Consider the following 12,576-nt stretch of genomic DNA (forward strand, 5'->3'; position numbering starts at 1 on the left):
GGTGAGTGGAATGGAAACCAGTATAGAGACAGGATTGCAGAGTGTGAAAATGAAACGACGTATAACCATTAGCTGGATGCCAATTATCTTTTTAATTCCTTCGCTTGTCAGCTTTGTCTTATTTAAATATTATCCATTATTTAAAATGGTCTATATCAGTTTTTTTGACTATGAAATTGGAAATCCTCCCGGTACATTTGTGGGATTAAATAACTATGTTGAATTTTTGAGTTCGCCTTCTTTCTGGCGGTCGATAGAGATTACCTTTGTTTTCGCATTGCTGTATTTGCTCATGACATTCTGGGTTCCAATCGTTCAGGCATTATTGCTTAATGAAATTCATCACGGGAATATGTTCATTCGCTTCCTTTATCAGCTCCCCTCCGCTGTTCCTGTGGTCGTTAATGTTCTGATTTGGCGATTGATGTATAATCCTGACCACGGAATGTTGAATTATTACCTTGGGAAGATAGGTTTAGGGCCTTACCTCTGGTTAAACGATTTGCATGTGACGAAGTTCGCAGTCGTCCTTCCTTCGCTTATAGCAAGCCAAGGTATAGCCATTCTTTTATATTATTCTGCGATACGCTCAGTCCCAACGGAAATACTCGAAGCTGCTAAAGTGGACGGCGCGGGTCCATGGAAACGCATGTTAACGATGATTTTACCAAATATGAAGTTCATTATTTTCATTCAATTGATTAGTTTTATGACAGGGATCCTGTTGACCTTTGATAACATTTATGTGATGACGCAAGGGGGGCCCGCCGACAGTACAACGGTTGTTTCGATGTTTGTTTTCAATACGGCCTTTCAACAACTTCGCTTTGGAGCCTCGGGGGCTATATCGATGTTCTTATTTCTCCTGATTGGTTTGATCACGTTTATACAACTCAAAGTTTCCAAGGATAATGATTGATAGAGAGAGAGAGGAGTGGTGAGCGATGATCCGTAATACCATTAAAGAAAAAGGCCAACGGTCGATTAAAATTTTTGCTTATAGCATTACCCTATTATTTATTGTACTATCCCTTGTTCCACTTGCTTGGATGATCGCTTCTTCATTGAAGGACGAGTCGTCAATCTTGGCATTTCCGCCAAAGTGGCTGCCTGCCATACCCCATTCGGTTCAGGTTGAGGTCGATTACTCAGGTCAGGAACTGAAGGATGCCCAGTTTTATGAAAAAGATGCGATGAAAGCGATTTGGTACCCATGGGCATCGAATATGCGCGATTCAATTGGGGAAGTTGTAGTCAAAGGGATAAAGGATGGAAAAATGATTTATTCCGCGAAAACAATGGGATCTTCCTTCCATTATGGAAGAAATCTTGTTGTGCCAACGACGCTTTTTAACGATAATCTGATGAATATCAAATTACCAATCATCCATGAGAAAAAGTTATCTACCTTCCTATGGCTTGGTAATAGTGGCGGTATCGTAAATGGTAGGGGAAATTCACAGGAACTTGTTTCAACTCATTTTCGAGATTTTTATGCAACTACGAAGTTTGTGAGCGGCAAGGTGTTGAGTATTGAGGAAAAACCTAGATTTTGGAGCATTTTCGATAGTTATTTGGTTCTCAACAAGGTTACCAAAGCAGCATCCAATGATGGATATGGAATCAGTCATTATTTTCTCAACAGCGTCATTGTCACATTAGGTGTAATTGTTTCTCAATTACTATTTGGTGGTCTGGCTGGGTATGCACTTTCGTTTTTGATAAAGAGTAAAAAGCTTCAGCTAGGGCTAGTGATGTTTTTTCTGGCCACACTTATGATTCCTGATATCGCGCTTTTGATTCCGCTTTATTTAACGATGAATCAATTGCATTTGGTAGACACATTATGGGCAATCATTTTACCTCATACCGCTTGGGGTATCGTTATTTTCTTGTTCAAAGGTTTTTTTGATCAATTGCCTCGAGAGCTGATCCAAGCCGCAAGAGTAGATGGCGCCTCTGAATTCAGGACTTTTTACCAAATTGTGATTCCGATGTCCGTACCGATCTTTACCGTTGTTTCGGTATTGACATTTTTACCCGTATGGAATGAGTTCTTGTGGCCGCTGGTCGTGGCAAGATCATCCGCAAACTGGACCTTAACGGTAGCATTAAACAATTTGCAAAATCAAGCAAGTATAGTCTCGGAAAATATGCTCATGGCCAGCGGTGTAATAAGTATGATTCCTTTATTAATCGTGTTCATAACCTGCCAGAAATTAATTGAAAAAGGTGCATCTTTTACCGGTGTAAAAGGTTAGTACGATCTGTTAACCTAATAGTTAGGCTCGTCGCCGATAATCGGACGGGCCTCCTTAAATAAAAAGCAGATCGAGGAGATGATCGAACGCATTTGTTGCAGATGATAAGGAAAATATCAGAACTATCAGAAATGGAGATAATGATGAAGATATTGGAATATCAAATCGAGCAATTACGCTCTTATTTGGTGGGCCGGGCCATGATTGCAGACTGTATGACAGACGAAAGACTCGTTCAATTAAGTCAATTACTTGATAGATATATTGTTGAATATCAGAAGTTGGTCAAGAAGATCGGCTCGGAGGTTCACACGGCTTTAGATGAAAGCTGCACATCATCGAGATGAGGGGTAATTATGAAGAAAAGTAAACGGATAAATCGTATTTTTAAAAAGAAAATATTTTTTGCCGTCCTATTGCCGCTGTTGGCGGCGGTGCTGCTTTCAGTCTCCTTGATTGTATTTCACTCAAACAAATATGCAGGTGATGCAACCGTATTTACGGTAAATGAAGAGCCGGTTTCCAAGGATGAGTTCTTGAACGTCATGTCAGGTTTAAGAGCAAATGTCTTTTCCTATTTTGTTCAAAAATATGGAGTAACGGACAGCGCCAAATTCTGGACAACAAGCTTTCAGGGAGAGATACCGATTGAAGTTCTGAAGCAAAAGGCATTGGATAAATTGAAAACAATTAAAACAGAGCAGATCGTAATGAAAAACAATGGAATAGCCAGCGATATATCTTATTCCGGTTTCCTCGATAACCTCAAAGCTGAAAACGAAAGGCGAAAGAAGGCAGTAGAAAAAAAACAAGTTATATTCGGCCCGCAGCAATTTGATGCAACAGGATATTATGAGGTACTCCACGGGAATAGGATGGAGGAATTAAAAAACAAATTGGCGGATAAAGAGCTGTCATCCAGTGATGAAGAAATAAAAAATGCCTATGACGAAAATAAAGAAACCATGTATAAAAAGATAGATTCGATTAAGTATGAAAAAATAGTCCTATCTTATTTGGATGAAAAAGGTAATCCTTCGCCGGATAAGAAAAAAATGGCAGCTAGTATGGCTGCAAAAATAAAGGAAGATACAAATAAGGGCTTGAAATTTGAAGATATCGTTAACGCCTATAAGGAACAAGATAAATCCGATGTAGAATACAAGCAACTGGAATTTAATGAAAGCACTTACAAAACGGATTCCAGGACATATCCGCAATTGATTACAACGTTGAATGAACTAAAGAATGGCCAGATAAGCGACGTTATTGAAGAAAACGCTTCCTTTACTATCGTTAAAGTGCTGGAAAAAAGCATGCCCAGCTATAAAACACTGGATGTGGTAAAAGAGCAAGTTAAGAAGCAATTAGCTGACAAAAAGGTTGATGAGTTAATAAATAAGCTGGTTCATGAATCGAAGTTAATTGTGGATAACAAAGCGTACAACAGCATTTCATAAACTGTAAATTATTATTATCCAGACCTCAGTTTAGAGGAAGGAGGGCTGTTGTAAGACGGCTGAGCAAAGTTGAGGTCATGGAATAATAGTTTAAATAAATCAAACAACCTAGTTTTGAAAGGGGATACAAATAGTGAAAAAGTTTGCAAGTGCATGGCTCCTTATTATGATGCTGATGGCAATGACAATTCCAGTAGCGACCGTACAGGCCGCAGGTACTACTTATTATGTTGATTCTTCAGGAGGAAACGATAGCAACAGCGGTACAAGCACATCCGCTGCATGGCAAACATTAACCAAGGTTAACGGTATTACCTTCCAGCCGGGCGACCAAATTTTATTTAAAGCCGGCGGCTCGTGGTCAGGTATGCTGAGCCCTCTGGGTTCAGGGGATAGTACCAACCAAATCACCATTGACATGTATGGAACCGGTAATAAACCATTGATAGCAGGAGGCGGTGTTGCGGCAACGGTTTTACTGAGTGGTCAGGAATACTGGACGATTAACAACCTGGAGATCACCAACACTGCGGCCAGCAGAGCCGTAAGAAGTGGGATCTCCGTGCATGCGAAAACAACCGGGATTACACATCGCATTCACATTGCGAACAACAATATCCACGATGTAACCGGAGAAAACAGAAGATCAATGCCTGCTGGTTCAAGTATGTATGATAACTCAGGAATTCACATCAGATTTGATGGTGACGCTACACCGACGGACCGTTTTGATGATGTGTTGATAGAAGGAAACAATATACATGATGTTTTGACAAGTGGTATTAAGATTGATGCAAGCGGTGGTACGACTGCTGACCAATTGTTTACCAATGTAGTTGTTAGAAACAATATTATTAGTAAAACGGGTTCGGACGGTGCGGTTATTGGCAGTACCGTGAACGCGCTTATTGAACATAATTCGGTTTATGATGCCGGTTACAACGGTAATCAAGCCGATACACATCTTATTGCAGGTATGTGGGAAGTTATCTCTAAAGATACTGTTTTTCAATACAATGAGGTAGCAAGAACTAAACTGTTTGATGCTGACGGTACAGGGTTTGATACGGACTTTGGAACAGGCGGAACGATTTACTTCCAGTACAATTATACCCATGGGAACGAAGGCGGATTCTGGCTTGATTGTGCGCATATCACCCCGAATGGCTATATTAAAACAGTACTAAGATATAACGTTAGCGTCGATGATCTGGGGTATATAGCAAGAACTGACGATAGGCCAGCCGACTTCTACAACAATACGTTCTATAAGTCCAGCGGTTCACTTGATGCAAGTCAAGGCGCTGACGGTAGCTCATATAGATTCTGGAACAACATCTTCAATTTCCAAACAAGTCCTAACTGGGCATCTTCCCTATATGACAATAATTTGTACTATCCTGAAGCAGCAAACTCTGCCGACGGTAATGCAGTGACTGGAAATCCTGCATTTGTGAATCCAGGCGTTGTTGGCGACGGTATGAACTATGCCGACAATTACAAGCTTCAATCGACATCAGCAGCTATTGATAAAGGTATACCAACTGCCGATAATGGCGGGGTAGATTTCTGGGGGAACACGCTGTACAATCTGATGCCGGATATTGGAGCTCAAGAGTACGGTACGAATGGCACTTATGATGCGAATACGACGAATAAGTTTTCACTCGATTTTTCAACGACACAAGGTCAGCAAAACTGGAACTATATGCAATATAACGGCAGCACTTACTCGAATATGACCTGGAATGCAGGTCTGAATGCATGGAAGGGTGCAGGAACGTGGAACCGGATCTGGTCCGCAGGAGTTCTTCATCCTGACAGCAATGATACCGTATTGGCATGGAAGGCACCGAAGGCAGGACAGGTTAGAATCACCGGTAAACCAAGGAAAGCAGGTACCGGCGGTGACGGCGTGAATGTTAAGCTAATGCAAAACAGTACGCAACTATGGCCTGCAAGCGGATGGCAGTTTATCGGCGCTTCAGACATATCCGGAGTGGCGCACGATCTAACAATCACTGTTGCGGCAAATGATATGATTTATTTTGTCGTGAATAAAAACGCAAACAACAGCAGCGATGCAACGTACTGGGATCCTATGATCCGATACGCGTCTACGCTTGCCAATGACTTTTCATCAACCCAAAACTCGGGGTATTGGAATTATATGCAGTCCAGCGGGGGCACCTATTCGAATATGACCTGGGACTCAGTCTTAAACCATTGGAAAGGAACTTATACGTATAACCTCATCTGGTCTCCATCTCAGATCCATCCTGATACTAACGATTCCGTAGTGGCATGGAAAGCTCCTGTTATAGGATCGGTAAGAATTACCGGCAATCCTAAGAAAGGAAATAGCGGCGGCGATGGCGTGAATGTGAAGATCATGAAGAACGGCACACAGATCTGGCCTGCAAGCGGATGGCAATTTATTGCCGGTACAGACACCACTGGGGTCACACACGATGTTACGACAACTGTTGCAGCGAATGATATGATTTATTTTATCGTGAATAAAAACGGAAACAACGGCAGTGATGAAACGACCTGGAATCCGACTGTAGCTTTTCAATAAAAGCTAATTCCTGAAGGGGATGGCTTAGCCATCTTCTTTAGGTCTCATCCATCGCCGGCTCTGAGTCGCCGATACTCTTTCTCGAATACATATTTATCCTCGCATGAATATATAAGCTGTAAATTATTATTATCCATACCTCAGTTTAGAGGGAAGGAGGGCTGTTGTGAGATGGCTGAACGAAGCTGAGGTCATGGAATAATAGTTTAAATAAAACAACCAACTTAGCGTTGAAGGAAAGGGGATTTAATTGTGAAAAAAAAGTTTAATGCATGGCTCTTGATCATGATGCTAATGGCAGTAACCATTCCGGTTGCAACCGTACAGGCGGCAGGCACCACTTATTATGTAGATTCTTCAGGAGGGAATGATACCAACAGCGGTACAAGCACATCCGCTGCATGGCAAACATTAACGAAGGTTAACGGCATTACCTTCCAGCCGGGCGACCAAATTTTATTTAAAGCCGGGGGCTCTTGGACAGGCATGCTCCATCCACTCGGCTCAGGCAATAGCACGAGCCAAATCACCATTGATATGTATGGCACCGGCAATAAACCTTTGATTGCAGGAGGCGGTGTTGATGCTGCTGTTTTCCTGGATGGACAGGAATACTGGACCATTAACAACCTCGAGGTGAGCAACACTGCGGCAAGCAGGGCAGTAAGAAGCGGTATCGCCGTGCATGCGAAAACAACGGGAATAACACACGGTATACACATTACAAACAACAATGTACATGATGTAACGGGAGAAAACAGAAGGGCAATGCCTGCGGGTTCAAGTATGTATGATAACTCGGGCATTCATATTAGATATGTAGGTAATGCATCAGCAGCAAACGCTTTTGATGATGTGCTAATACAAGGAAACAATGTCCATGATGTCTTGACAAGCGGTATAAAGGTTGACGAATCTTCTGGCAGCAGTACAGATAATTTCTTTACCAATGTAGTCTTAAGAAACAATATTATTAGTAAAACCGGTTCAGACGGTGTGATTCTCGGCAGTACGGTGAGTCCGTTTGCTGAATACAATTCGATTTACGATGCAGGCTACAACGGTAATACTTCCGATACACAACTTATTGCAGGTTTGTGGGAAGCTGTCTCTAGTGATGCTACATTCCAATATAACGAGGTTGCCAGAACGAAATTATTTTCTTCTGACGGCACAGCTTATGATACTGATTTTGGAACAGGCGGAACGATTTACTTTCAGTATAATTATTCCCACGGGAACGAAGGCGGATTTTGGCTGGATTGCGCGCATATCACTCCTGATGGTTATGTAAAGACGGTTCTCAGATATAATGTGAGCGTGGATGATCTGGGATATGTAACGAGACAGGACGGTAAGCCAGCCGAAATATACAACAATACATTCTATAAGTCAAGCGGCGCACTCGATGCGGATTTTGGCGCTAACGGCAACGGCCACAAGTTATGGAACAATATCTTTAATTTCCAGACAAGTCCTACCTGGGGAACTGCACAATACGACAACAATCTGTACTATCCAATTGCCGCAAACTCCGCCGATGGCAATGCAGTGACCGGAGATCCTAAATTTGTGAATCCGGGAGCTATTGGAGACGGTATGAGTTTTGCTGATAATTACAAGCTTCAGTCAACTTCGGCAGCTATTGACAAAGGTAAGCCGATTATCAATAACGGAGGAAAAGATTTCTGGGGTAATACGCTTTACAATGTGATGCCGGATATTGGAGCCCAAGAGTATGGCACCAATGGTCTTTATGATCCGAATACGACGAATAAGCTTTCACTGGATTTCTCAACGACTCAGGGTCAGAGCAATTGGAATTATATGCAATTAAGCGGCAGCACCTACTCGAATATGACCTGGAATGCAGGCCTCAATGCATGGAAGGGCGCGTATACGTATAACCTCATCTGGTCTCCATCAGTCCTTCATCCCGACACGAATGATACCGTAGTGGCATGGAAGGCGCCGAAGGCAGGGCAGATTAGAATCACCGGGAAGCCGAAGAAAGAAGATGTCGGCGGTGACGGCGTGAATGTGAAGATCATGCAAAACACAACACAGCTATGGCCTGCAAGCGGATGGCAATTTATCGCGGCTTCAGATCTCGGCGGAGTTGCCCATGATGTAACGGTTACAGTTGCGGCAAACGATATGATCTATTTTATATTGGATAAAAACAGCACCAACAACAGTGATGCAACGCGTTGGGATCCTATGATCAGATACGCGTCTACACTTTCCAATGACTTTTCAACGACCCAGGGTTCTGGATACTGGTACTATATGGAATCTAATGGGAGCACTTACTCGAATATGACATGGAATTCATCCATAACTGCGTGGAAAGGTACGTATACGTATAACCGTATCTGGTCTCCGACACAAATACATCCGGATACGAACGATTCCGTAGTGGCATGGAAAGCTCCAGTGACGGGATCGGTAAGAATTACCGGCAATCCTAAGAAAGGCAATTCCGGTGGTGACGGCGTGAACGTGAAGATCATGAAGAACGGCACGCAAATATGGCCTGCAAGCGGATGGCAATATATTAGCGGAACAGATACCGTTGGGGTTACGCACGACATTACGACAAGTGTGACAGCAACGGATATGATTTATTTTATCGTGAATAAGAACGGAAACAACGGTAGTGATGAAACCACTTGGAATCCGACTGTAGCTTTTCAATAAAGCAAATTCCTGAAGGGGATGGCCTAAGCCATCTTCTTTAGGCACTAATTAAGGATAAGGGGAAGCTTATGCTAAAAAGAGAAGAAATCCAAATACGCGATCCATTCATACTGACTGATACAATTGAAATGAAGTACTATCTTTATGGAACGACTGATAAAAATGCATGGGAAGGAAAAGCGACGGGCTTTGATGTGTATGTGAGCGAGGACCTTGAAAATTGGGAGGGGCCGTTCCCTGCTTTTCGGCCGGAGTCCGACTTCTGGGCGGACCAAAATTACTGGGCCCCTGAAGTTTACCGTTATCAGGGCAAGTTTTATATGTTTGCCAGCTTTAAGGCAGACAATAGGTGCAGGGGAACGCAAATCCTGGTTTCTGAGCATCCAATTGGGCCGTTTATCCCGCATTCGGAAGGTCCTGTTACCCCTTCTCATTGGGAGTGTCTGGACGGAACTCTGTACGTCGATGATTTGGGGAGTCCCTGGATGGTATTTTGCCACGAATGGCTGCAGGTTCAAGATGGTGAAATGTGCGCCATTCAATTAACGAAGGATCTCAAATCCGTAGTTGGAGAACCTTTGCTTTTATTTCATGCTTCTGATGCGCCGTGGGTTTGTGGATTTGCAAGAAGTGCTGCCTCAAACGAAAAAAATAACTATGTGACAGACGGTCCTTTCTTGTATCAGGCGGAAAATGGCGAACTCCTGATGCTGTGGTCAAGCCATGGCGCGGATGGATACGCAATTGGGATTGCGCGTTCTGCAACAGGACAAATTACGGGACCATGGCTGCATGATGATGAGCCGTTATTTGCCAAAGATGGCGGGCATGGCATGCTGTTTACAACTTTTGACGGGACATTTATGCTAACTATCCATAGACCCAATCAAACCCCAGATGAAAGACCTGTATTTATGCCCGTGTTCGAGCTAAATGGCAGATTGAGTTTAAAAAAAGCATTTAAAAATCCAATCGTTCTACAGCGTGCAGACCCTTGGGTTTATAAACATATAGACGGTTACTATTACTTTACGGCTTCTGTTCCTGCGTATGATTGCATTGAATTAAGAAGAGCCGAAACCATCCAGGGACTGGAATCCGCTGTTCCGAATATTATATGGACACAACACGTATCAGGCAGGATGTGCGCCAATATTTGGGCTCCTGAACTCCATTTTATAGATGACAAATGGTACATCTATTTTGCTGCCGGGGGTTCGGATGAAAACTTGGACGAGTTGTGGCAGCACCGGATGTATGTTCTTGAAAATGAAGCCGCGAATCCGATAGAAGGCGCATGGGTGGAAAAAGGCCAGCTTCAAACAAACTGGGAATCCGTTGCTCTGGATGCCACTACCTTTGAACATCAAGGAGTAAGATATCTGGTTTGGGCACAAAAAGACCCTGAAATCGAAGGGAACTCGAATCTCTATATAGCTGAAATGTCTAATCCATGGACGATTAAAGGCAAACAGATCATGCTTACGAAACCAGAGTATCCATGGGAAATCGTAGGCTATTGGGTCAATGAGGGGCCTGCTGTATTGAAGAAAAACGGTAGAATATTTATCAGTTATTCGGCGAGCGCCACGGATAGCAATTATTGTTTGGGGCTACTGACAGCTTGGGATACAAGCGATTTATTAGACCCGAAATCATGGATCAAATCGGCAGAGCCCGTTTTCAAAAGCAATGAGGAAACCGGACAATATGGCCCGGGCCATAATTGCTTTACTATGTCCGAGGACGGTTCAGAGGATATTATGATTTATCATTCCCGAAACTATAAGGAAATCGTCGGAGATCCGCTTTTTGACCCCAATCGCCATGCGCGAGCACAACAATTAGACTGGAATGAGGACGGAACTCCGAATTTCGGCATACCTGTTGCAGATCGTTAAGACACGGATGCTTCGAATCATACAGAGATGAATTTGATAATCGGAATGGAGAATACAGGATGAAGCATGCAAAATTGATGGTTGATAAAGAGTATTTGATTGCGGAAATTGACCCGAAGCTTTTTGTTGACTGGAGTAAAAAAGCAAATACAGAGGTGATGGCTGCTGTTAATCTGGGTACGGGAACACCTCAAGAAGCGGGATACATGCTTGAATATTGCAACCATCCTTCCGGCACCTACTGGAGTGACTTAAGAAGAAAAAACGGGCATTCAGACCCTCATAACATAAAAATTTGGTGCTTGGGCAACGAGATGGATGGACCTTGGCAAATCGGTGCGATGAATGCATGGGGATAAAGTACGGAATGTTGTCATTCCTAAGCTTTCATGGAATGTACTGAGATTTTCGACGAATGAAATTACATCATGATTGGAAAGTGGAGAGGATTCTATCTGTTAGAATCCTCTTTATTAATATCACGATGTAAACGATTACAAAACTAGGTGGAACGATTTAAACTTCTAAGGATTGGGGTTTAAAAATGAAGAGAATTTCGTTGTATAGTTTTTTTCTTATTATGGTTGGTGTATCTATTTTATTGCTATTTAACGCCAATTGGAAAAAGGCAACCCTATCGATTATTGAAATTAATGGTGTTTCCGTGGATGAAAGAGAAGTTCAACTCATTCTTGATCGACAAAAAGCTTCTGTATACGATTATTTTCAGAAAAAATATGGCGCAAAAGATTCAAGTCATTTTTGGACAGATTCCTTTCATGGGGAAGTACCTAATGAGATGGCAAAGCAGAAAGCTTTGGATGAACTTTCCAAAATCAAAGTACAACAACTTTTAGCTAAACAATTTGGGATCTTAGAAGATTTGAGCTATTCTCATTTTTTAAATGATCTTCATAAAGAAAATGATCGACGTAAACAAGCTTTAGCTAATAAAGAAGTCATTTACGGTCCCACCGAGTTCAGTGAAAAAGCCTATTACGACTACTTTCTTAGCCAAATTAACAGTGGAGTGAAGAAGAAACTGGTGGAGCAGAAATGGACGATCACTGATGAGGAGTTGAAGAAATTATACGATATGGAGAAAGATCGTCTTTTTGCAAAACCTGCGACAATGCGCATTCAGAAAGTAGGGCTTTCTTTTCTGAATAACAGCAACATCATGGATGAGAAGAAGAAAGAGGAAGCGATTTCGATCATGGATCAATTTAAAAAGAGGACTATAGAAGGACGAACATTTGAGCAAGAAGTGAACTTCCAAAAAGAAGACCAAGGCATGAACTTGATTCAAGATGAGCAACTATTTAATGAGGATTCTTTTCAGCAAGATTTTAGGATGTATGGAGAACTATTAGCAAGTGCAGAGGCTCTAGCTGTTGGAGATGTTAGTGATGTAATCGTAGCTAGAGATAATCATGCATACGTAATCAAATTAATAGAAAAGAAATTAAATGGCTATCAAGAATTTGATCAAGTCAGAGAACAACTTAAAACCATGTATATAAACCAAAAGTATGAGGATTTAGTAGAGGGGGAACAAAAAGAAGAACGCATTAGGATTAATCAAAGTGAATGGAAATCTTTGGAGTTGCACTAATATTACCATAAGTCGACCTGCTCGGAGTTACGGGAAGGGGGTGAGATACCTATGTTTT

8 protein-coding genes and 2 pseudogenes are annotated in these 12,576 nt (G+C 42.2%); all 10 read left to right on the forward strand.

The genetic code is table 11. The features are described from left to right. The first annotated feature begins 10 nt into the window (after positions 1-10). The 10 genes and pseudogenes from AC58P7_RS08285 (at position 11) to AC58P7_RS08330 (ending at position 12,518) form a co-directional block, all read left to right on the forward strand. Positions 11-919 (forward strand): carbohydrate ABC transporter permease, encoded by a 909-nt coding sequence (locus AC58P7_RS08285; protein WP_497341667.1) that lies wholly within the window; start codon positions 11-13, stop codon positions 917-919. Between the two features lie 25 nt (positions 920-944). Then, positions 945-2,261 (forward strand): carbohydrate ABC transporter permease, encoded by a 1,317-nt coding sequence (locus tag AC58P7_RS08290; RefSeq protein ID WP_497341669.1) that lies wholly within the window; start codon positions 945-947, stop codon positions 2,259-2,261. Between the two features lie 143 nt (positions 2,262-2,404). Further along, a complete protein-coding gene (locus AC58P7_RS08295; protein ID WP_497341671.1) occupies positions 2,405-2,608 on the forward strand; it encodes a Spo0E family sporulation regulatory protein-aspartic acid phosphatase in 204 nt (67 codons plus the stop codon). A gap of 9 nt (positions 2,609-2,617) precedes the next feature. Beyond that, entirely contained in the window at positions 2,618-3,721 is a 1,104-nt protein-coding gene (locus AC58P7_RS08300; protein WP_497341673.1) for a peptidylprolyl isomerase, read from the forward strand. 133 nt (positions 3,722-3,854) lie between these two features. Beyond that, the gene (locus AC58P7_RS08305; protein WP_497341675.1) at positions 3,855-6,302 is read left to right on the forward strand and encodes a right-handed parallel beta-helix repeat-containing protein; all 2,448 of its coding nucleotides are present in this window, start codon (positions 3,855-3,857) and stop codon (positions 6,300-6,302) included. A 252-nt stretch (positions 6,303-6,554) separates the two neighbouring features. Then, entirely contained in the window at positions 6,555-9,002 is a 2,448-nt protein-coding gene (locus AC58P7_RS08310) for a hypothetical protein (protein ID WP_497341677.1), read from the forward strand. A 68-nt stretch (positions 9,003-9,070) separates the two neighbouring features. Beyond that, positions 9,071-9,880 (forward strand): annotated as a pseudogene (locus AC58P7_RS08315) (glycoside hydrolase family 43 protein); the annotation flags it as partial. Positions 9,881-9,916: 36 nt separating this feature from the next. Beyond that, positions 9,917-10,903, forward strand: a complete 987-nt coding sequence (locus AC58P7_RS08320; RefSeq protein WP_497342047.1) for a glycoside hydrolase family 43 protein — start codon at positions 9,917-9,919, stop codon at positions 10,901-10,903. A 122-nt stretch (positions 10,904-11,025) separates the two neighbouring features. Continuing rightward, a pseudogene (locus tag AC58P7_RS08325) lies at positions 11,026-11,253 on the forward strand (alpha-L-arabinofuranosidase family protein); the annotation flags it as partial. A 194-nt stretch (positions 11,254-11,447) separates the two neighbouring features. Then, entirely contained in the window at positions 11,448-12,518 is a 1,071-nt protein-coding gene (locus AC58P7_RS08330; RefSeq protein WP_497341679.1) for a peptidyl-prolyl cis-trans isomerase, read from the forward strand. The last annotated feature ends 58 nt before the right edge of the window (positions 12,519-12,576 follow it).

It is taken from the genome of Paenibacillus sp. J22FR5 (assembly GCF_059691975.1).

Bases quoted from the DNA above. Each gene is read 5' to 3' on its own strand.
- AC58P7_RS08330 (WP_497341679.1), top strand. From the start codon at position 11,448: ATGAAGAGAATTTCGTTGTATAGTTTTTTTCTTATTATGGTTGGTGTA.
- AC58P7_RS08300 (WP_497341673.1), top strand. From the start codon at position 2,618: ATGAAGAAAAGTAAACGGATAAATCGTATTTTTAAAAAGAAAATATTT.
- AC58P7_RS08295 (WP_497341671.1), top strand. From the start codon at position 2,405: ATGAAGATATTGGAATATCAAATCGAGCAATTACGCTCTTATTTGGTG.
- AC58P7_RS08320 (WP_497342047.1), top strand. From the start codon at position 9,917: ATGCCCGTGTTCGAGCTAAATGGCAGATTGAGTTTAAAAAAAGCATTT.
- AC58P7_RS08285 (WP_497341667.1), top strand. From the start codon at position 11: ATGGAAACCAGTATAGAGACAGGATTGCAGAGTGTGAAAATGAAACGA.
- AC58P7_RS08290 (WP_497341669.1), top strand. From the start codon at position 945: ATGATCCGTAATACCATTAAAGAAAAAGGCCAACGGTCGATTAAAATT.